This is a genomic window from bacterium (assembly GCA_021108215.1).
Classification (GTDB): domain Bacteria; phylum Oederibacteriota; class JAAXVQ01; order JAAXVQ01; family JAUVAV01; genus JAIORK01.
In genome coordinates this window covers 79,925-101,793 of record JAIORK010000050.1, presented here as the reverse complement: position 1 = coordinate 101,793, position 21,869 = coordinate 79,925, and the positions used below count along the sequence as shown (strand labels likewise).

Sequence of the window (21,869 nt, the reverse complement as noted above, 5' to 3'; positions counted from 1 at the left end):
GGGCGGCATCCATGATATTCAAGACCAGGGATGTCCGGGTAAAATATTTTGGTGTTGTTTTTATCGTTTTTGGCATGGTCGTCCTTTTTAGTGCAGGAAAAAGTTGGGCAGCTGACTTCTGGAATGAATCTTTTTCGGGAACACCGCTTACACAACCAGGGGGATGGAGCGATGAGACTCAAGACGGTGCCTTCAATGCGGACATCGCTTATTCATATACCAGCTCCTGGGCTGCTGTCACACGTACGGCGGAAGGTACCTACGGTAAGGTGCTCTCGCCAAATCAGACGGTAGATGTTGACACCTATCCATGGGTGGAAATTGTGGTAACCGGAATCTCGGCCAGTACCAGTTGGAAATTGGGTATCCAGGAGCAAGAGGGAAGCTATTTACATTGGGACCTGTCCGGCTCGCAGACCGGTACTGGGACGTTTCAGTATGACTATGCGTCCGGGACTGGTTGGACTGGCACCCACACGTTTGGTGTGGAGATGATTGTGGAAGGTAATGCGGGTACTTATATTGAGGCTGATTCGGTTAGGATTTACAACATTCCTACACCAACCCCTTCTCCGGTTTGTTCACCCACGGTAACATCAACTCCATCACCAGTTTATTCGCCAACGACAACATCAACCATCACGCCAACACCAACGGTGGAGATTTTTATATATCAAGAAGAATTTGTCGGCATGGCCGGTGAGCTACCAGCGGGCTGGGTGGTTGACAATGGAGCCAATAGTTTTAATGCTATTATCGCGTATTCTTATACCGATTCTTATGCAGCGGTTACAAGAACAGCGAATGATACTTGGGGGAAGGTTCTTTCTGAAATATTAAACATTGATGTTGGAAAATATCCAATTATAAATGTGGTAGTGCAAGATGTTTCGCAGGATGCACAGTGGCGCATAGGAATGCAGGAACAAAGCGGAAGTTATTTTCAGAAGTATTTAAATGATTATACAACTGAAACCGGATCGTTTTATTTTAATTTTGCAGAGATAATGGGTTGGGAAACAGGGACGTATGATTTTAGTGTTGAATTAGCAGTTGTGGGTAGTGGTGGAGAATATTTTGAAATTGATTCTATTCGCATTGGAGTATTGAGCAGTATGCCCCCGACACCCACGGTGACGATAACACCGGTTGTAGAAAATATATTTCGGCCTTCGCTGAATCTTTTCAGACCCAAGCAAGCTCCCTTGGAGCTGTATTATAAAATTAAGAGTGTCGAAAGCGTTACGATTAAAATTTATAATTTAGCGGGACGCAAGGTCCGGACATTGCTGGATACCTCCTATTCAGGCCAGATTGCATCTCAAATGGACTGGGATGGAAAAAATGATGCTGGAGACTGGGTGGGGAGCGGCGTTTACATCCTGAGAATTGAAGCGAAAAATACAAATAACGGCAGTCGGTTTTCAAAGAATATTCGCGTGGTGGTTGTGAAATGATGATAAAACCTTCTTTTTTTATAAAAATTAGCTCGATTTTTTTAGCTTTTGCGTGTATTTTATATGCACCTGAAAGTCAGGCAGCTTCGGCCGGAACCAGCAGCGGCATGTTACTACTCACTGCGGATACTGCCAGAATGAATGCAATGAACCAAGCCGGCGGCACCATGACCGGCGATCCGGGAGTCGTTTTTTACAATCCGGCCGGATTGCATGATTTAAAACAAATAAGCAGTTTGTTTACACATCAAACCGGATTGGCTTTGGACCATACCGAAATTTTAAATATTGTTTTTCCTGTTCAGGGGATAGGTGGTTTTGGCGCCTCTTTTGTCTACCACGGCATGGAAATGCTGGATGATGCCGGTGCGGGTGTTGCAGGTATTAATGTAAGCGGAAAATTAGCAATACTGTCATTTGGCCGGCTTGAACCGGAATTGCTGCCCGGTTTTGCTTATGGGATTAACTTAAAATTACTCAATTCAGTACTTGGCGAATATTCAGCCAATTCTTTTAGCGCTGATGTAGGATTTCAATATCAACCGCTTCCTGAAGTAATGACCGGCCTGAGTATAAAAAACATGGGCACAGGTTTGAAATATATAGATGAAGAAGATTCATTGCCCCTGCGGGCCATTTTGTCAGGGAAGTATCATTTACTTCAGCAGGATCAGAAAAATTTGTATATTGCGCTGGACATTGAACAGACACTGGAAATGGACACGTATATCCATGTGGGCAGTGAATTTTCATATGCGCAGACATTGTTTCTGCGGGCAGGATACACATTTGCGCCGGAAGGTACCAATGGTATTTCATTTGGCCTGGGTGTTCAGACGAAAGTTGCAGGGTACGTTTGGCATCTCGATTATGCTTACAGAATGAATGCCTGGAGCGATGAAAATTACGATGGGACGCAATTGGTGTCATTGGGGATTGATATTTAGAAGGGAGTTTGTGGATGTCTGATTTTAGTGCTTTGTGGCGGCAGACCAAGAAAAATTGGGGTGCCTATTTTTTTGTTTTACCGGCGTTGACGGTTTTTTTTATTTTTGGATTGTATCCTTTCATTGAAACGTTTAAAATCAGTTTTTTCGAATGGGACGGCATTGCGCCATCCATGAGTTTTGTAGGGCTTGACAATTATATCGATATTTTTTTTAAAAATAATGTCTGGTGGACCTCGGTCGGGCATGCCGTTTTTATTGCCGCCTTTGCAATGATCGTTCAGAATGCAATCGCTTTATTTTTGGCGGTTCTGGTTTATCGGGATATTCGCGCGAAACGGTTTTATCGTATGGTTTTCTATATTCCTCCGGTTTTATCCTTGATTGTTGTTGGTTTGATTTGGCGGTTTATTTATAATCATGAATATGGGATTTTAAATTATTGGCTCCGCATGGTGGGCTTGGGTAATCTGGCTCGTCCCTGGTTGGCTGATCCAAACACAGCCCTTATCAGTGTGGCGATTGTTCAGAGTTGGCAGGGTTTGGGGAATGCATTTCTGCTCTTTTTTGCCGGGCTGCAAGTGATACCTGAAGAACTTTTTGAGGCGGCGCATGTTGATGGTGCCAATGCCTGGAGGCGGTTTGTTCATATTACGATTCCTTCGCTGATACCGGTTGCCACCATGGTATCGATTTTAACACTTTTGGGAACCATGCAAACATTTCCTTTGGTGATCGCCATGACTAATGGAGGGCCGGGCTTTCATACTGAAGTTCCTGTAACACGAATTTATAAAATGGCATTTGAATCGTATCACTTTGGATATGCGACTGCCGAAGCAGTGGTGCTGGGGATTATGTTATTGATTCTTTCTCTGGTTCAATTGCGGGTTAGTAAGGCAATGGATTATCGGTAATTATTCCAAAGTAAGGGAATTCCACAGATAAGTGATTCCGTTTCATCTGATTTTGCAAAGCTGAAATGGATAAGGTATTAAATGACTAGAGAAGTCGGAAAGGTAAAGTCGTGCAAATGAAAATTCGTCGCAAAACCTTGGCCAATATTCCAGTTCATATGGTGTTGATATTTTGGACATTGGTCAGTATATTTCCTTTGGTGTGGATGTTCGCTTCTTCGCTGAAAGAACAAAACGAGGTTTTTTCCAATATTTCTATTATACCCCATGCCTGGAAATTTATAAATTATGTGACTGCCTGGAAAGTCGGGTCTTTTGGAATTTATTTTTTTAACAGCGTTTTTTATACAGCAGTTACATTGATATTTGCACTGTTTTTAGCGTCCATGGCGGCTTATGTTTTTGCCCGGTACAAATTTCTTGGCCGCAATGTGCTTTATTTTATGTTTATCGGATCCCTCATGATTCCCATTCCGGGAGCATTTATTCCATTGTATATTTTGCTTATTAAAATGGGTCTTGCAGATACGCGTCTGGGATTGATTTTGCCGTATACCAATGCAGCATTGGCTTTGGCTATTTTTATTTTAAAAACTTTTTTTGAAAATATTCCTAAAGAAATTGAGGAAGCGGCGGTTATTGACGGCTGCAACAAATTTGATTTATATTGGCGGATATTTTTGCCTCTGGCCAAACCGGCCATGGCAACTGTTTCGATTTTTACGGTTCTGGCTGTGTGGAATGAATTTTTGTTGGCTTTGATTGTCATTAATAACCGTGCACTGATGCCGATTCAGCGCGGTATTATGGTGTTTCAGGGCGAGCATCTGACGGATTATCCATTGCTCATGGCCGGACTTACCATCGCGACTATTCCACTATTAATTATCTACTTTTTCTTGTCCAAATACATTTTGAAAGGCATTACAGCCGGGGCGGTAAAAGGCTAGACCGGGGTTTGCGCGTTAGATCGGGAGGTTGGTTTAAATAATGAGGAAATCTTTACCCTTTGCGTTATTTTTTTTATTAATTTTGTTGGGCAACCTGACGTTTTTGCAGGAAGGTGAAGCACGTTCGTTAGCTATTTTTGATGTGCAACATACTTCGACTGAAAAATGGCGTGATACTTGGGACAATGGTGTACCGAGTGGGGCTAAATTTGAGATCAAAGACGGGATTGCCCATATCGTTGGTACTGAGCGGGAAAAAAATTACGGCGTTGTCTATCGTTATGTTGATTGGAATCTTGATAAATATCCCTTTTTAGAAATTAATGTCACAGGTTGTACACCGAATGCCGATTGGTTTTTATTGATTGAAAACCATGATTTGACAAATGGTTACCTTAAACTTCAGGAAGACAATCATCAAATTGGAAAATTTGCCTATAATGTACGTGAAGCCACCGGTTTGAAGGGTGTCCGGCGTGTTCGGATTGAGATCGGGATTACGACAGGAGAGCGTCCGGGGAATATTGATTTATCCATGAAAATGTCAGGTCTTAAATTTGTTTCTTCATCTCGCGGTAAAATTATTGAAATTGATTCACAAATAGAAATGGATAGTGATGTTACACTTCAGACTGAACTGTTGGGATGGGAAAATCGCTGGAAAAGCGGCCAGAGCTCCGGAGCATTTCTTTCAAAACAATCAGGTGGAAAACTGCGGATAACCGGAGAAAATAAAACTAAAGAATATGGTAGTGTGTTTAAAGAACTGGAAATTGATTTTTCGCAATACTCGAAATTGGAAGTGGTCGTTTTTGAATTAAATGCAAGTTTGTATATGGTTTTGGAAGGCAAACAATTTCGCGGGGGATATTATCGTATCAAGCCGGAGATCAATAAACCGGGAAGTTATATTTTTGATTTTTCGGAAGATTTGGGATATTTAAAAGGTGAGCAGAAATTTATTTTCACGCTGGGTGTTACTACCGGGAATCCCGCCATCCCCGTTAAAGATTACCGGGCTGATTTTTATTCGGTTAAATTCATAGGGAAAAAAAATATTAAACTGGTCGCAGGGATTATTCCTTCGCAATTGATTCAACCACCACCTCCTTTGGTGATGCCTCAGGCAATCAGTAAAACAAATCTTGCGGCCTGTTTTACCGGCAGCAAAGGTTATTTGGATCAAGGTGGAATTATTAAGCTTTTTGGACAAAAATATCGCGTATCCAAATTGCGAGAGGATAAGAGTTCCCCGGAAATCAAGGAAGATGATAAAATGATTACCATCGAGAACAACTGTTATCAGGTTGTTTTAGATCGGGCGACGGGCACATTTCAATCCATTCAAGACAAAACAAATAAATCTGAAGTTTCCATGGGCAGCGAGCATTCCTATCTTTGGCGTGTGATGTTCAAAAAAGGTGACTTTCAAAATGCCAAGGAATTTTTATCTTCCCGGAATTCAGGATTTTCCTATAAATGGCTTGATGAAAAAAACACCTTAAAAATGGTTTATCGTTCCGGAAAATCAATTATGACATTTTTTTTGGTTTTTAGTGATCATAATTATTTTGATCTCACGGCAACATTTCAGAATAATGGAAGAAAAATTGTGACGGCAGTGGATATTCCCCGTATTTGTCTGGATTATCGAAAATTGGAATATTTGTATCTTCCGTATGCCATGGGTGTAAGATTTAATCAGAAGTTTTTTAAAGGAAAACGGCAATGGAAAACCACCTATCCACTATTGTTTTCTGATTTTGTGAATTGGTCCTTGGATGATGGCGGTAAATTTTCTTCATATTTGTTATGGCGGGATCAACCCATTAAACCTACCAGGATTAACATTGGATATTCCCCGGCCAAAGGGGAGTGTGGTATTTATGAACACGGTTGGGCAACGTATATCAAACCGGGGGATGCTTGGGCGAGTCAGCCGCTGCGCATGGTTGTGGGTGAAAAAATTGAGCAGGCACTCAAACGGTATCGACATGAAAATGGTTTGGATCAAACATCGCGCTTGGTTGACAAATTAGGTAAAAGTCTTTTTGACAAAGTGCGTAAGGGTGTTTTATTGAAGATATCACTTGATATGAATCGTGATTTTGACCATGTTGCTTCCTATTTTAAGGAATTACCCTACGGCACTATCGTACATTATGTGACATGGTGGCTGGAGGGATTTGACAAGCATATGCCGGATTTTTGGCCGGTGAATCCCACCTTCGGGACTAATCAGGATTTTAAAAAAAACATTGCCTTGGCAAAAAAACATGACCTTGTTTTAATGCCATATACCAATAATACTTTTTGGAATGTCAGCCCCACCTTATCGCGTTCGGGAGGACCCAAAGCGGTTGCCAGTAAAAATTTTAAAAATGAAGCGGTTTTTGAGGTTTACGCTTCGGGTGGCAAAGGGTGGGCAACGTCACCGCGACATCCTGCTGTACGACGGGCCGGAGATCGCATTGCTGAAAAGTTTTTTAATGAGTATAAAATTGATATGCTGTTCTTAGATCAGATTGGCGCCCGTTTCATTGATTATGATATGAATTCGAGTTTGAGGCATCCCAACGATTATGCGCAGGGCTGGTACGAAAATTGTTTTGAAAATGTTAAGTCAGGACCCCTGCTGACGGAACAGGGCTATGACCGGATCGTCCCTTTGATGAGCGCATTTTGCGGCATGGCATCTTACACCTTTCCCAAAAGTCTGGATTACAATATTTGGTGGGGTGAGGGTTCGTGGGAGTATTTTCCCATAGCGCAATATCTTAGTCATGAAAACGTATTGTATTATCACCATAATCTTGCGCATGAAGTGTTCTGCGATAGTCATGAAAAAATCACGTTTTATTTGGCCCATGGATACAATATGTTTAATGGACGCTGGGTATCAGAATGGCATGATCAAAAAAAATGGTTTCAACTGGCGGATCAATTACAAAAACACGTGGTTTCGAAATATGTAGGAAAACCATTGCTGAATTACGAGCAGATTCGATCCCATCATTTGATATGGTCGGCATATCCTGATCTGGGGATTTTAGCCAATCTTTCTGAACTTGATGAATACCCGGTACTAAATCATACGGTCGCTAGAAATGGATTTATTGCGACTGACAGAAAAGGCACTTTTTTAGCAGGACGTTTCACCCGTCTGTACGGGTTTGATCTTGGAGAACCTCAATACATTGTGGTTCAACGAAAGCGGAATAAAGTGATTGTCACGCAATTGGAACATCACAATACGCTTATTACGATTCCTCGGCCTGCAAAATGGAAAATAGCCGAGGCGATTTCCGTGCGGCAAGGACGGCATGAAATTCCATTGGTTGCGCTCACACCACATGCGATTGCTTTTCATACGGATACCAACATGGCCAGTACGGGCGCGGTAAAGTATGTTGTTGAATACAATCCGAACCGGCATTTTGAGTATGCTTTGAAAATTCTTTCTAATGTTGATAAGGTTGCAGCCAATACGCAGGTGATGGTGGGGGTGGAGGGGAAAAATTTAAGGAAAATAAAAATGGATAATGTACAACTCGTTCTCTCGGCCTGGATGGTTAAAAGAAATTCTCCGGTGATAAAGCCCAAAGATGGTTTTATTACTTTGTCCCCTACGCAATATATGAAAACCGAATCAGTTGAGGTATTGAAGCGGGGAGAGACCATTTCAGGGGAGTTTCCTTTGCGGATTCCTTCGACAGCTGAAGCGGGTGATGTTGTGTGGTTGAAAGGTGAGTTGGTAAGTCAACAAGGAAAAAAAGTAACGACGCATGCAACACAGAGTGTTTTACAGGTTGATTCGCCTTTTGCAGTCGCGGTAAAAACCGAGAGTAAGAGCATTGACAGCGGTGAGTGGACAACTGTCTTGGTCAGCATCAAAAACAACTTTACTGAAAAAATCAAGGGACAGCTTCACTTAAACATACCTGATAATTGGAAGGGCAAAAAAAGAAAAGTGGTGAAATTAAAACCGCGTGAAGAGAAAAAAATTGCTTTGGAGGTTAAGCCGCCGCAGATTCAAGCAGTTGAAAAGCATAAAATCTCGGCATCGTTTCAAGTGCGGAAAAATGTTACCCGTACCAAGGTGGAAAAAATCGAAGTTTCGCCGGTCTGGCGTGTCATTTCATTTGAAGGACCTCGGGTTTTAGTGCGCGGGAAAAAGAATACCGGACAATTGCGGCTGATTACTTTCAGTAAAAAAAATGCATTTGGGACAATAGAGTTAAAACCCTCGGCAGGACTTTTGCTTAGTCAGACCAGGTTTCCTTTGAAAGTGGCTGACGGCGGCGAACAAATTATTCGATTTGATGTTACCGCCACCCAGAAGGGCGAGCAGGAGATTAAGGTTGTTTTTGAATATGGCAAGAAAAAGCATACGGAAATAATGAAATATCCAGTGATTGTACCCGGCGAAGCACTTGTTTTGCGTGGTGATTGGATGAATTGCGGCGATGACAATATTATTATGTCCAACGAAGAGGTGGAGGTGCAATTACAAAGTGATCTTGGCGGCAGGATCATGGCGTTTTATCACCGTGATTCCAACGCCAATATGCTTTATCAGAATTATCCGACAGTGAAAAAAATACCCGAATCAAAAGATTGGATAGAATATGGCGGAGTAAATGATTGGTTCCCCAGTGGATGGCCTGGTTTTGTATGGAATGATGACTGGGAAGTGGAGGTTGTGAAGGAAAAAGGTGAAAAAATTATTGTGGCGATGAAGACTCGGACGCAGAATGGACTGGAGTTGGAAAGGCGGATGATATTACCTTCCGCCGGGCGTCAATTACAACTGGATTATTCAGTTAGAAATTTAACGGATGTCAATCGGAAATATTTGTGGTTTAATCATCCGGATCTTGCGCCGGGACCCTACAATTTTGCCGGTGACGATCATCGGATTATTATTCCAGTAGCTGATCCTGAAAATGATGAGCGTACATTGATCCTTGAGGAGAAATTTAATGCTAAAATCGGTAAGGATGATTATGAACCGAATGAGGGTTGGGTCGTGGCGTTGGATACCCGGAGCAAGGGCTATTTTATGCAGAAATTTAACGTATCTCAGATGAACCGGATCGGTGTCTGGCAGGATGCGATATTCTATACGATGGAGCTTTTAAGCAAGGAAGAAAAAGTAAAGGCCGGCGAGAGTAAAACATTCACGATTTTCTATATTGTCGGCAATAAAAACTGGGAGGAAGATTTATGAAGAACATTTTAAAGTTTTTCGTAATTGGGTTGTTTATAACAAGTATTGCAGGTGGGTTCGTTGGGTGCGCGCCCAAGGAAGGCCAGGTAGAGCAAATGACTGTTACGGTCTGGCACTGGTGGGGAGACCAACAGCCCATGCTAAAAAAAATGGCTGCCGACTATGAAGAAGAAAGCGGCGTCAAAGTCAAAATGATGTTAATCGGGTCGGATTATTTCAAGAAACTGCAAGCTTCAGCAGCAGCCAAGACATTGCCGGATATTATTGGTTTGGCAGGCGGTGGCGATCTCTTGGCGCGTTACATCAACGCAGACCGTATTTATGAGCTTACCGAAGAGTTGAACAAGAACAATGGTGAATGGCGTAAGACTTTTTTTCCTCGGGCATTGGAAGCTTTTTTCTATGAGGCGGGAAATGCATACAAAGTCAAGGATGATTCTTTTTGGGGCATTCCGCTCACTGTAATGAATATTCAGATATACTATCACAAAGATATGTTTGTAAAAGCCGGCTTGGATCCTGAGAAGCCTCCCAAGACATGGGGTGAGTTTTTAGAAATCAGTGAGAAACTTAATGCAGCCGGTATTTCACCGTTTGTCGCCGGTTTGAGCGAACCCTGGATTGATTATACCTTTTTTAATGCGTATTGCTGGACCTATTTAGGGAAAGAGAACATGAAAAAATTATATACCGGTGAATTGCCGTATACCAATGACGGCTGCCTCAAGGCAATGCAGCGGGTGGTTGACATGCGTGTGCATAAAATTCTTTATCCGGGAACGATTAACATGAATAACAAGACTGCTGAAATTAATTTTGCCAACAAAAAAGCGGCCATGATGCTCAATGGGTCATGGGCGGTCAATGTATACCAGGGAATTGCATCGGATGAATTGGAGCTGGGTGTTTTTCCCTTTCCAAAACCCGTCGATGCCGAGTATCCCATGTATTTATTCGGCGGTGTCGGCAAAGGCGTTGCCGTTACTACAAGTTCTGAGTATCCGGAAGAAGCAATTGCATTCTTGAAATGGTTTGTGGACAAGGATCGCCAATCACAACTGGCGAAAGAATCCAAGCAGATTCCGGCCAATTCAGACTCGCTTAGTCAGATTGATCCTTTGCTCAAAGGGTTTGCCCAGGGGATGACACGTCTGAATCCGGATATCAAGCTTGAAGAGAAAAATGAAGTGCGGGAAATTTTATCCAAAGGGCTGCAAAGTATTATTTTGGGAGAAGTCATTCCTCAGAATGTTTTGCAAAAAGCCAGAGAAGAAAAAGAAAAAATAATGAAGAAAAAATAATTACCGGTATTATTGAGTGCAGGAGTGATGTAGTCTCGCTCCTGCACTTTTCTTTATTGGGAATAATAGTTGTGTAGTGGTTTTGCAAGGTTTGGACAGCCTGAAAGCGTAAAAATTGTATTCTTATTTTAGCGGAGGCATTGGAAATGGGTACAACTATTTTAAAAAAAATTGCTTGGTTTGGAACGATAGTAATTATTTTATCAGGTTTTGTTGGTGGTATGCTGCCACAGTCGACCTTTGCAAAAGAAAAACCGGCAAAAAAAATAACATTTTGGCACTATTGGTCTGATTATCAAAATTTTCTTGAAGAAATGGCCAGTCGCTATCAACTGGAGACCGGGGTTGAAGTTGAATTTCAACTTTTTTCATCGCGCGGCCGCGACTATTGGAACAAAGTTCAGGCAGCAGCGCAGGCCAATCGTTTGCCGGATTTGTTGGGGTTGGCGGATGATCCGGAGCTTTTAGCGCGTTATATTAAAGCGGGGAAAATACTCGATATTTCAAAAGCAATGCAGGGCAGTAACCACGAATGGGAATACTCCTTTTTCCCCCGCACAGTCAATGCACTTTATTTTCCTGAATATAATATTTACAACGTAAAAGGCGGACGACACTGGGGTGTGCCGTTATCAGCAATGAATATTCAAATATTTTATAATCGGACATTATTTGAGAAGGCGGGGTTGGATCCCGACAATCCACCAAAAACTTGGGATGAATTCATTCAGGCCGGGCATCAACTTCGGAAAATAGGGATTGCTCCCATGGTCTGTGGTTTTGGAGATCTTTGGGTAAACCAGACATTTTTTAGGATTTATGCATGGCCGATTTTGGGGAAGGATAAAATTCGCAGTTTGTATGTCGGCGAGGCACCTTATACAACACCGGAATGCCGTCAGATTTTAGATTATTTTGTCGAATTGCGCGATAAAGGATTTTTTTATCCAGGCGTGGCAGCTTTATCCAATAAGGATGCTGAAGTTATTTTCGCCCATGATCGTGCCGGGATGATGATGAACGGATCGTGGGCAGTGAATGTTTTCAAGCAAATGAACCCTAAATTGGATTTTGGTGTGATGAGTTTTCCTGTTCCCAAAACAGCCCAGTATCCTATGTATACAATCGGTGGATTAGGAAGGGCTGCCGCGATTACGACAAATTCAAACCGCTCTAAAGAGGCATTGGCATTTTTACAATGGTTGACCGCCCAACCGCAACAGGAACGTTGGGCGAGAGTTCCCAGCGGTTTTCCGGCACTCATCAAGGCGCAGGATTCAGTCAATCCTCTTTTGCAACCCTTTGTTGTTAAAATGAAGGATTTAGCACCGAATTTGTATCTTGAGGAACGGCGTGAAGTTCTGGAAGTTCTCAGCAAGGGGATGCAATTGATTTTGATTGCTGATAGCGATCCGGAAAGTGTGCTGCAAGCTGTGCAAAAGATGAAGAAAAAATTGAAATAATTTAAAAAACATGAAAAAATAGGAATTCAATAGTGAGTGGATGCATGCAGCAGTCAACTGCATTAAAAAGGCAGTCTACAAAATAGATGAAAATGGGATTTCTATGATCCGGATTGTTTTTTCAAACAATATACTTAAGATAACAGCAACGATGCTATTGTTGCTGGTGGCTGTCCTGCCCGGGACAGCAGCGGCGGAAGAATATTTCAGAGCGCATATCAGTAATCCATCACCCAATTTGGGTGATGCTCTTCAATATACAATTGAAGTCATGACAGCTGGAGAAAAACAATATTCGCCGGATATTACCCCGCCTGATTTAAAGCGGTATTTTCAAGTCGGGGAAATAATTGGACGTTCTTCCGTCAGCATTTTAAATGGAAAAACCCATATTGTGAATTTTAAGGAAGTCAATCTGGTCGCCAATCGCAAAGGGGAATTCAGCATTCCGCCTGCACAAATTGAATTGATTGATTCGGGCACCAATCAAAGGATTATTCGGAAAACAAATTCAATTACCATGCTTGTCAATGAAGCGACCGGTGAAACAGCGTTGCCGACGCCAACACCTGAAATTGATGTTCTCAAGCCTGTAAAAAAATCTGCACACATATCATTGAGTCAGTGGCTTCCGTTTGCGATTGGCATTGCGTTGATTATTCTTAATTTTATCATTATGTATTACCTTAAACATCGGCCCGAACCCAAACTCGCGGACCCGGAACCGGTTGATCCGCGCACACCTGAGCAACGTGCGTATGATGAGTTGGAAGATGCGTTGAAGCTCAAAGCAGCGGGGAAAATCGATGAGTTTTACACATCTTTATCCATGATTTTGCGCCGTTATATGGCAGGGACGTTTGGTTTTAAAGCGGAAGAGGCGACCACCCGGGAAATGATTTCTGAAATGGAAAAACTCGAGTTCAAACCGGATTTTCTTGAGCAGTATCGTGGCTATTTCATGGAATGTGATAAAGTGAAATTTGCCAATGTGGCACCCACGCCGGACAACGTTGAAGCAGCGGCCCCCAAAGTGAAGGAACTTATTAAACATCCTGAAAAACGGGCCGAACCTGAACCGGTCATTGATGAAGAAATTTCCGGCGAGGAGCAAACATTCGAAAATGAAAAAGAAACCGAGAAAGTTGAATGATGAACAATGATGCTGACCGGGGAATTTCGCTGGGCCTATCCTATTGCATTTTTTCTTTTGTTTCTTATTCCCGGCATATTTTTGCTGGTTCGATATTTTAACCGAAAAAAACGCGGGATTAAATTCCCGGCATTTTCGATTGTTCATCAACTTACCAAAGATCCCCACCAATATTATCGTCATATTCCGATTATTTTACGCATTCTGGTGGTTTTGTTGATGATTGTTGTTCTTGCCAGACCGCAGAGTGAAACGAGGTCTGTTAATCGGGAGATTAAGAGTCTGGATATTATGCTGGTGCTGGATCTTTCAGAAAGTATGCGCGCATACGATATCCGACCCAACCGTCTAAGTGTCGCCAAAAAAGTTTTAGAACAATTTATAAGTAAACGTCCTGATGATCGTTTCGGGCTGATTGTTTTTTCCGGAACACCGCTCACCCTTTCGCCGTTGACCATGGATCACGGCAGCATTTTAAGTCAGCTCAATGCGGTGCATACCAACACCATTGGAGTGGAGGGGACGGCCATGGGGGAAGCGTTGTTGATGGCGGTGAATCGACTGCTTGATTATCGTGCTAGCGCGAACACGATGGACAGCCTGCCCGGCGTATGCCGGGTAAGTCCATCGATGAAGCGAGTGAAAATATCGCCAGAGGCGATCATCTCCCGACAAAAATACCACGGGCAGCCTGCCCGGCGTATGCCGGGTGAGCCCGTGGATTTTTATCGGGGACCGGAAGTCAAGCGGGACCAAGAACGTACACCTGCTGAACCGCACCGGCAGGTTATTATTTTGGCAACGGATGGCGTGAATAATAGAGGTGTTCAACCTGCGCTTGCTGCAAAAATTATTTCCGAGAAAAAAATGAAATTATATACCATCGGGTTGGGAGGGGAAAAACTGGTTTTGCGATATGAACGGGATTTTGACGGAAAACGTGTTCCTCTTTATGACGTTTATGGCAGGGCGCAATATTGGGATAAACCGGATGAACTGATCTTGGAAAAATTGGCGGTTTTGGGAAGTGGTAAATATTTTCATGCACATAGCAAGGCAGCGTTTGAGCGCGTTATGAACGCCATTGACGGGCTGGAAAAAAATATTGTGTCGCTGAAACGGAACAGTGTTTTTTCCGAGATGTATTTTTGGGTGCTGTGTGCAGCTCTTTTGTTGTTGGTCACGGAGGCGGTTTTGAGAACAACTCGTTTTTATTCGGCGATGTTTTGATGAAAGTTGAGGACGGATAAATAATGCGATTTGCGAATCCTGAACTGTTGTTCTTGCTTGGATTGGTTCCGGTTTTTGTTGCGCTCGAGCATTGGCAGTATAAGCGCAACAAAAAAAAACTCAGACAATTTTCTGAGGCGATTTTTTGGCAATATTGGGTTCCGCAATGGTCGCCTTGGCGAAAGCAGTATAAAGTGGTGCTGGTATCGCTGGCAATGGCTCTCATGATTGTTGCTTTGGCCAGACCACAAGGTAAACCCATTCAAAAAGAAGTCCTTAGAAAAAAAACGGCAATTTATTTTGTTTTAGATTGTTCGGCCAGCATGCGCGCACAGGATGTTACTCCAAATCGTTTTCTGGCCGCCAAAACGGCAATTCGGGAAATAGTTTCGCAATTTCCCGGAAAACAAGTGGGTTTGGTTGCCTTTACCGGGCAAGCCAATGTGATGTGTCCGGCAACATATGATCATAAGTCTTTTCTTATTGCGCTTAAACAAATACGTATTAATGCGCTGCCGCAACCAGGCTCGAATCCGGCAGCAGGATTGGTATTGGCCCTTAAAAAATTAGGAGAAATTGATGGTACAGCCAAAGCAGTCGTGTTTTTTTCAGATGGGGAAGATAATCATGGAAAATACTTGGTGCCGTTGGCACAGTCCGAGAAAAATCAGGGCATAAAAATATTCTGTGTTGGTCTTGGCACATTGAAAGGTGCCCGGATACCTTTGGGAAAAGACTTTTGGGGAAAAACGCAATATAGAAAATATGCCGGTAGCTATGTTAAAACACGTCTTCAAGCACTCGAAATGCGAAAAATCGCGAAAATAAGCGGCGGCAGCTATAGTCGCTGGACTGAAGGAAAGTCTGATTTTCGTAAATTAATCGTTACAATCCGAAAGGATTCAAAAACAATTCCGGGAACTGGGAAAATATGGGCCTATTTTGAATATTTTCCATGGCTGGTATTCATGGCGTTTTTGCTGCTGCTGGTAGAGCCGACAATTTCTTTGACTGGGAGACGGCGCTATGAATGAATGGGTTGTGTTTTATTTAATTTGGAAAATAATTTTGGTGATTGTGGGGATTCCTCAGGAAAATTATTATAATTTCGGGAATCAGCTTTATAGTCTTGGGGACTATGCCCAGGCGGAAAAATTTTATAATCAATCTGCGTCTGAATTAAAGCTTGCCCACAGAGCTTATTATAATGCCGGTAATGCAGCGTTTTTGCAGGGGAATTATTTGGATGCCATAGAGTACTATGAAGCATCCTTGGATGTTGTTTCGGATGATGAAGATGCGTGGTTTAACTTGGAGCTGGCGCGGCGTAAGGCGTTGAAGAACAAAAAAAAACCAAATTTAGAATTAAAGAAGTCTACTCCCCGGCGACCACCGAATAAAAAGCAGCAATCCGGAGCAGCAGCATTGAAACCGAATAAAGGAAAGCAACCTGAAACAATAGCTGATCAAGTACTGGCCCGGGCCCGCCGCAGAGAAGAGGTTCTTTATCGGTTTCAAAATACAAATGTTTATCAAAGACATACACCAAAGCAGACAAAAGATATTTTCACACAAACACCGGAAGAAATACTAAAAACCATGAGGGAAATGACCAAGGCCGGATATCCTTTTCGGCCCGGGGCATCCTTGAGAAAGCCCAAATTAATAACGGATGAGATTGATTGGTAATTGCATAAAAAAGGATAAAATTTATTCATTTTTTTTTATGTTTTCCGATACTTAACGGTATAGTGTTTGATGCTGGGAGAAGTAGGGAATTATCATCACTATTTAATTATTGGAATTTATAAAAAGTTGTTAAACAGACGACTTTGTTATTAACGTAAAAATTGACAAATTTTGGCTGGTTTTTTATAATGCAATCGTCGTGGGAAAATTCAATTGAGAAAGGAATGGGACAATGGGACTAAAAATGGCAACGGCAATTGGAAGTGAAACAGATGCAGGTATATTAGGCAGCAAGCTGGCAAAAGAGGCGAAGGCCGGTTTGGAAGGTCAGGATGCCGGGTTTGTTATGGTTTTATCTTCAATTAAATATGATTATAAAACGCTTGTGCAAGCCATTCGCGCTGAATTAAAAGATGTCCCGCTGATTGGATGTACAACAGCCGGTGAGTTTACAGAAAAAGCGGTTGTGAAAGAATCAGTCACACTTGTGCTTTTCTCGAAATGTGAAGAGTACGCCTACCATGTCGGCATGGCAACCGGATTGCATGATGATACAGAAAGCTGTGTAAAAAAAGTAATTGATGCAGTGCCGGGAAAAAACAGTGATCTACCGAATCGTTCGGCAATTATGCTTATAGATGGGCTGGCAGGTCGCGGTGAAGAGGCGGTTATGGCAGCCATGTCAATTTTGGGTTCCAATGTAAGTTTGGCCGGCGGTGCAGCAGGGGACGATCTGGGATTTAAACAAACTTTTGTTTTCTGCAACGATGATATTACCAGCGACTCCGTGGTTATGTGTGTTATTGATTCCAAGAGTCCGGCGGGGATCGGATCAAAGCATGGACACTCACCGGTGACCGACCAATTGACCGTTACCAAAGCGACTGAAAATGTTCTTTTTGAAGTTGACGGCAAACCAGCTTGGGATGTCTGGAAAGACCGGATTCGCGAAGAAGCCAAGATAGAGGGGATTGATGTGGATAATTTGGAGAAAGCTTCGGAAATCGGGAGTGTTCTGATCCGGTATGAGATGGGTTTGGCGACTGCCGCTGAATATAAAGTCCGTGTACCGCTTTCTAAAAATGATGACGGATCGCTGAATTTTGCATGTACTATTCCCGAAGGCGCCAAATTTAAAATCATGAAAAGTCCCAAGCAGGATCAAATTGATTCTGCCAAGCAAGCAGCCAAGAATGCTTTTGAACAAATGCAGGGTAAGAAACTGGCCGGCGCCTTGATTTTTGACTGTGTTTGCCGTGGGATTATTTTAGGAGACGATTTCGAAAAAGGTATCAAGGAAATGGTAGGTATTCTTGGCGATATTCCATTAATCGGTTTTGAAACCTACGGTGAGATATGTCGCCGCAGCGGCCAGTTTAGTGGTTTTCACAATACTACCAGTGTTGTGATGTTATTACCCGAAGTTTAGTCGCAGAAAAAAAAGGAGTGGGGTGAGAAGGATGGGAGACACGCTGGCCAAAAGCGAGATTATTGATAAATTTTCTGAGACAGTGGGTATTGAAAAAGCCACTGATTTGATTGAAGAAACGATTCGGTCATTGGATTTGGGAACAAAGTCTGGATTTAATAAAATGGAAGCTTTGAAAATTTTGGAAATATTGCGTCAAAAAGGCGGTATGATCGGCATTATTGCCGGATTTATGGCTTCTGAGGTACATTTAATGAGTGGATAGAGAATAGTGATTTTAAATAAAAAAACAACAAGCTGCCTGCCCGGCGAATGCCGGGTAAGTCTGTGGGTTTTTATTTAAAAAATTATCGTGTTAGCGCGAACACGATGGGCAGCTTGCCCGGTGTACTGCGTCCGGCGTAACTTGTCCGGCGTATGCTGGATGCTGGATGCAGTACGTGGTATTTTTATAATTTTTTGAAAAATTGGGTTAGGTGAATCAGACGTTTTTTTAATTCATCACTGGCGGCACTGAGTTCTTCCGTGGTGGCTGAAAATTCTTCAGAGATGGAACTCATATCCTGCATTTTAACCTTGATGGTATCAACGCTACCCAGCTGGGTTTTAATTAATTTTCTGATTTCGTCAAACTGACCGGCAAATTCATGCATGGTGCTATCGAGGGAACCAAGTGCCTTTTGAGAGGCATCGGCCACGCTTTGTACATGCGCGATGGTATCTTCATTGGCGGTGGAAATTTCCATGGCCTTTTGCGTCTGTTGGACAACTGTTTTGATAATGATCGTAACATCTTTGGCTGAATTGGAACTCTGTTCCGCCAGTTTTCTTACTTCATCGGCAACCACGGCAAATCCCCGGCCATGTTCACCGGCGCGTGCAGCCTCAATGGCGGCATTGAGCGCCAATAAATTGGTTTGTGAAGCAATGCCTTTAATGATTTCTACGAATTTACCGATTTCATGACTGGAACCGCCCATGGCCTCAATCAGTGCGACGTAGGAATTAAGTGTGTATTTGATTTTAAGCATTAAATCCACTGATTTTGTAGCGGCCTTGCTGTTTTCCGTCGTTGTTTCCAGAGCGGCATTGTTTTTTTTCACTGCGGCAGAGAGGAATTCATCGATACTGGCAAACGATGCGTGGATGCTATCCGCCAATGAGGATGTTTCAATAATACCTTCGCTTTGATGAGCGGCCGCAGTTGTGATTTGTTCAATTGAGGTTACCAGTTGTGAAACCATGTCAAAAGCTTCGGTTACTTCATGACGATAGTCTTGGAGTTTTTCAGCACTGCCGGCAGACAATTCAAGCTGTTGTTGGAGGTTGATCAGGGTTCCGCGAATTTTTTCAGAAGCAAGTAATAATGCATCGTCTGTCTGCTCCAACAGGGGACCAGGATCTTCACCGACCCCCAATCTTTCAAGACGTAATTTTAAAAAATCTTGGTTGCCGTTTTTTGCTTGGTTGGTATCGGGCCGGCTGAAAAAAAATCCCAGTCCACTTCCACCCAAAAGGGATAAAAGTAAGCTTAAGCCCGCAAAACCCAAACTTAGCAGTCCAAGTAATAATCCGGTAAGGATAAAAAGTACCCAGATGATTATCGCGGCCGTTGCCATCCGGACGATACTTTGGGAAGTTATACCAGGGACGAGTAAGTGATTGCTATCTGATGACATGGTTTCTCCTAAGGCAATATTATGGTATGGTAAGACAACAAAAGTTTAAGGCTGCTTCAATAATAGCATAATCGTTGAAATAAACAATAGTTTTCAAAGTGAGTCTTTTTTCTATGCACTTATTTTCGTCACGAATATCACTGGACTTAATAGCGATGGTTCGCAAAGAAAAAACCTTGGAATTTAAGAAAAGATTCGATTTTATACGGAAATTTATATAAAATAGAATGCCGTGGTATGGATAATGTCCGGCATCGGTTTGCAGGTAACACTCACCGGTTGTTTGAATCCGGTTCCTGTTTACCATCCGGCAAAGTTTATTGTGGAATCGTGTGCTATAAATTGAATGATCTTTGGAGGAAGAATGATTTTTCGGAAAGTAGTGGAGATTGTTGTTTTTTTAGCGTTGGCCGTTTCTGTCGCGACAGCGGTCTTTGCCCTGGATGAAGTTAATTACCGGGCATTGATTGAAAAAGACAAAGTGAAATTTGGAGAAAAAGTCCAGTTTTTAATTATTATTAATTTCGGGACGGAAACCATGGCGCCGGCCTTGACCCCGCCATCTTTTGCCCAGTTCAGAGTCCTCAATGAAAATCAGCGCACACGTGAAAAAGGCGAAGGGCGGGAAAGGTATAAAGAAATGAAACGCGTCTGGCTTTTGGAACCGATTGAGACCGGCCGCCTTTCCATTGCTTCAGCGATTATTACTTACCAGGATCCGACATCCAATCTCCTGAAAAACGGCAAAACAGATGTGGTTTTTTTAGAGGTGGAACCAACGGAGGAATACGAAAGATTCAAAAGGGAAAATGTTGAAGCTGGTTCAAATACGATGGTTGCCAATGCCGGCGGACTCCCCCTGACAGTGATTGTTCCGCTGGCCGTCGGCGTACTGGTGGGTGTGATTGCTTTGGTGGTGATGCGTAAACCAACCAGCCCCCGGATAAATCATGAAGATACGGGGCTACAAGCGCTGCAAACCGCAATTACACATGCTGAGGCGGATAACCTGGAAGAATATTATGCCGCACTCAGCCGGTCTTTGCTGGATTATCTGCAAAATAAGTTTAGTTTAGATGTTCATGTTCTCAACACAACGATGCTGTTGGAAAAATTGACGGAATTTCATATCCCGCAAAAAAACATGCTGGCACTGCAAGAATTTTTTGAAGTTGCTGATAAGGCGAAATTTGCCGGGTATGTTCCGGATGAAGAAAAAATGATTGAATTGCACGGTACGGTAAATGATTTTATTGAGGCCGGCCGGAAAATAAAAATTAAGCAGCGCAAGGCAGAGAAAAAGAAACAAGCGGACGACGAGGATTGATTCTCCGGCGTGACCGGAGCGTGACGACCCATAGGAAATAATAAATCACGGGAGTGAAAGGGGATTGTACCATGCCGGAAGTTCATGAACTCGACAGCAAGGGAAAAGAGATGAGCATTGCGATGGAGAAAATTATCTCTGAAACGCAAAAAGTTATTGTTGGGCAGCCGATTATGATTCGTGGATTGTTGATGGGACTGCTGACGCAGGGACATATTTTACTGGAAGGGGTTCCCGGACTGGCAAAGACATTGGCGGTGATGACACTCGCAACATGTATTCAAGCCAACTTTTCCCGCATCCAGTTTACACCTGATTTATTACCCTCGGATATTATTGGAACCAATATTTATAATGCAAAAACGGCTGAATTTTCCATTAAAAAGGGACCGATATTTGCCAATATTGTTCTTGCTGACGAAATTAACCGTGCTGCTGCCAAGGTTCAAGCGGCGCTTTTAGAAGCCATGCAGGAGAAACAGGTGACCATTGGCGGTAAGACTTTCAAACTGGATAAACCGTTTCTGGTTTTAGCCACCCAAAATCCGATTGAGTCGGAAGGAACCTATGCCTTGCCTGATGCGCAGGTGGATCGTTTTATGTTCAAAGTTGTTATCGGGTATCCCACACCGGACGATGAATTTGAGATTATCAACCGTTTTACCAAAAGTATCCATCCCAAAGCCAGTCCGGTTTGCACACCGGAAGACATTGTTGCTACCAGAGATTCGATTAACGGTATTTTTATTGATGATAAAATTAAACGTTATATTGTGGATATTGTTTTTGCCTCCCGCTATCCCGAACGGTACGGATTGAAAATTAAAAATTTAATTCAGTACGGCGGGGGGCCGCGTGCCTCGATTTATTTGACCGTCGGCTGCAAGGGAAACGCATTTATGGAAAGGCGCGGCTATGTAACACCCGATGATGTCAAAGCAGTTGCGCATGATGTTCTTCGGCATAGAATTTCGGTCAGCTACGAAGCGGAAGCGGAAGAAATCAGTTCGGAAAATATTATTGATGAAATTTTAAAAACAGTGAAAGTTCCTTAAAGGTGCCCGGCAGGTTAGCGAAAGTATCGGACACGGAGGGGA

Annotated in this window: 16 protein-coding genes; 15 read left to right on the top strand and 1 reads right to left on the bottom strand. The window is 42.8% G+C overall.

The genetic code is table 11. The features are described from left to right. Positions 1-11 precede the first annotated feature (11 nt). The 13 genes from K8S19_12405 to K8S19_12345 all read left to right on the top strand — a co-directional run bounded on the left by K8S19_12405 (position 12) and on the right by K8S19_12345 (position 18,031). The gene (locus tag K8S19_12405; GenBank protein ID MCD4814477.1) at positions 12-1,457 is read left to right on the top strand and encodes a T9SS type A sorting domain-containing protein; all 1,446 of its coding nucleotides are present in this window, start codon (positions 12-14) and stop codon (positions 1,455-1,457) included. Further along, positions 1,454-2,404 (top strand): PorV/PorQ family protein, encoded by a 951-nt coding sequence (locus tag K8S19_12400; protein ID MCD4814476.1) that lies wholly within the window; start codon positions 1,454-1,456, stop codon positions 2,402-2,404. Before K8S19_12405 ends, K8S19_12400 begins: the two co-directional genes overlap by 4 nt. 14 nt (positions 2,405-2,418) lie before the next feature. Further along, positions 2,419-3,321 carry a sugar ABC transporter permease gene (locus K8S19_12395; GenBank protein ID MCD4814475.1) on the top strand — a complete coding sequence of 301 codons (903 nt, stop codon included), beginning with the start codon at positions 2,419-2,421 and terminating at the stop codon, positions 3,319-3,321. A gap of 116 nt (positions 3,322-3,437) precedes the next feature. Beyond that, the gene (locus tag K8S19_12390; GenBank protein MCD4814474.1) at positions 3,438-4,271 is read left to right on the top strand and encodes a carbohydrate ABC transporter permease; all 834 of its coding nucleotides are present in this window, start codon (positions 3,438-3,440) and stop codon (positions 4,269-4,271) included. 40 nt (positions 4,272-4,311) lie between these two features. Beyond that, on the top strand, positions 4,312-9,501 hold the full coding sequence (locus K8S19_12385; GenBank protein MCD4814473.1) for a DUF6259 domain-containing protein: 5,190 nt from the start codon (positions 4,312-4,314) through the stop codon (positions 9,499-9,501). After that, entirely contained in the window at positions 9,498-10,802 is a 1,305-nt protein-coding gene (locus K8S19_12380; GenBank protein ID MCD4814472.1) for an extracellular solute-binding protein, read from the top strand. The genes K8S19_12385 and K8S19_12380 overlap by 4 nt, the downstream gene beginning before the upstream one ends. Positions 10,803-10,948: 146 nt before the next feature. Continuing rightward, entirely contained in the window at positions 10,949-12,265 is a 1,317-nt protein-coding gene (locus K8S19_12375) for an extracellular solute-binding protein (GenBank protein ID MCD4814471.1), read from the top strand. 103 nt (positions 12,266-12,368) lie between these two features. Then, positions 12,369-13,418 carry a BatD family protein gene (locus tag K8S19_12370; protein MCD4814470.1) on the top strand — a complete coding sequence of 350 codons (1,050 nt, stop codon included), beginning with the start codon at positions 12,369-12,371 and terminating at the stop codon, positions 13,416-13,418. A 6-nt stretch (positions 13,419-13,424) separates the two neighbouring features. Further along, positions 13,425-14,648, top strand: a complete 1,224-nt coding sequence (locus K8S19_12365; protein MCD4814469.1) for a VWA domain-containing protein — start codon at positions 13,425-13,427, stop codon at positions 14,646-14,648. A gap of 23 nt (positions 14,649-14,671) precedes the next feature. Then, entirely contained in the window at positions 14,672-15,682 is a 1,011-nt protein-coding gene (locus tag K8S19_12360) for a VWA domain-containing protein (GenBank protein ID MCD4814468.1), read from the top strand. Further along, positions 15,675-16,337, top strand: a complete 663-nt coding sequence (locus K8S19_12355) for a tetratricopeptide repeat protein (GenBank protein MCD4814467.1) — start codon at positions 15,675-15,677, stop codon at positions 16,335-16,337. The genes K8S19_12360 and K8S19_12355 overlap by 8 nt, the downstream gene beginning before the upstream one ends. 232 nt (positions 16,338-16,569) lie before the next feature. Further along, positions 16,570-17,766, top strand: a complete 1,197-nt coding sequence (locus tag K8S19_12350; GenBank protein ID MCD4814466.1) for an FIST C-terminal domain-containing protein — start codon at positions 16,570-16,572, stop codon at positions 17,764-17,766. Between the two features lie 22 nt (positions 17,767-17,788). Next, entirely contained in the window at positions 17,789-18,031 is a 243-nt protein-coding gene (locus K8S19_12345) for a hypothetical protein (GenBank protein ID MCD4814465.1), read from the top strand. A 184-nt stretch (positions 18,032-18,215) separates the two neighbouring features. Here K8S19_12345 and K8S19_12340 read toward each other — a convergent pair whose 3' ends face one another. Continuing rightward, positions 18,216-19,445 (bottom strand): hypothetical protein, encoded by a 1,230-nt coding sequence (locus tag K8S19_12340; protein ID MCD4814464.1) that lies wholly within the window; start codon positions 19,443-19,445, stop codon positions 18,216-18,218. 364 nt (positions 19,446-19,809) lie between these two features. Between K8S19_12340 and K8S19_12335 the strand changes: the two genes are divergently transcribed. Further along, positions 19,810-20,772, top strand: a complete 963-nt coding sequence (locus tag K8S19_12335; GenBank protein ID MCD4814463.1) for a hypothetical protein — start codon at positions 19,810-19,812, stop codon at positions 20,770-20,772. A 71-nt stretch (positions 20,773-20,843) separates the two neighbouring features. Continuing rightward, positions 20,844-21,827, top strand: coding sequence for an AAA family ATPase (locus K8S19_12330; GenBank protein MCD4814462.1), 984 nt, complete (start codon positions 20,844-20,846; stop codon positions 21,825-21,827). The last annotated feature ends 42 nt before the right edge of the window (positions 21,828-21,869 follow it).

Bases quoted from the DNA above. Each gene is read 5' to 3' on its own strand.
- K8S19_12400 (MCD4814476.1), top strand. From the start codon at position 1,454: ATGATGATAAAACCTTCTTTTTTTATAAAAATTAGCTCGATTTTTTTA.
- K8S19_12395 (MCD4814475.1), top strand. From the start codon at position 2,419: ATGTCTGATTTTAGTGCTTTGTGGCGGCAGACCAAGAAAAATTGGGGT.
- K8S19_12375 (MCD4814471.1), top strand. From the start codon at position 10,949: ATGGGTACAACTATTTTAAAAAAAATTGCTTGGTTTGGAACGATAGTA.
- K8S19_12360 (MCD4814468.1), top strand. From the start codon at position 14,672: ATGCGATTTGCGAATCCTGAACTGTTGTTCTTGCTTGGATTGGTTCCG.
- K8S19_12380 (MCD4814472.1), top strand. From the start codon at position 9,498: ATGAAGAACATTTTAAAGTTTTTCGTAATTGGGTTGTTTATAACAAGT.
- K8S19_12350 (MCD4814466.1), top strand. From the start codon at position 16,570: ATGGGACTAAAAATGGCAACGGCAATTGGAAGTGAAACAGATGCAGGT.
- K8S19_12370 (MCD4814470.1), top strand. From the start codon at position 12,369: ATGATCCGGATTGTTTTTTCAAACAATATACTTAAGATAACAGCAACG.
- K8S19_12330 (MCD4814462.1), top strand. From the start codon at position 20,844: ATGCCGGAAGTTCATGAACTCGACAGCAAGGGAAAAGAGATGAGCATT.
- K8S19_12390 (MCD4814474.1), top strand. From the start codon at position 3,438: ATGAAAATTCGTCGCAAAACCTTGGCCAATATTCCAGTTCATATGGTG.
- K8S19_12355 (MCD4814467.1), top strand. From the start codon at position 15,675: ATGAATGAATGGGTTGTGTTTTATTTAATTTGGAAAATAATTTTGGTG.
- K8S19_12385 (MCD4814473.1), top strand. From the start codon at position 4,312: ATGAGGAAATCTTTACCCTTTGCGTTATTTTTTTTATTAATTTTGTTG.
- K8S19_12405 (MCD4814477.1), top strand. From the start codon at position 12: ATGATATTCAAGACCAGGGATGTCCGGGTAAAATATTTTGGTGTTGTT.
- K8S19_12335 (MCD4814463.1), top strand. From the start codon at position 19,810: ATGATTTTTCGGAAAGTAGTGGAGATTGTTGTTTTTTTAGCGTTGGCC.
- K8S19_12340 (MCD4814464.1), bottom strand. From the start codon at position 19,445: ATGTCATCAGATAGCAATCACTTACTCGTCCCTGGTATAACTTCCCAA.
- K8S19_12365 (MCD4814469.1), top strand. From the start codon at position 13,425: ATGATGCTGACCGGGGAATTTCGCTGGGCCTATCCTATTGCATTTTTT.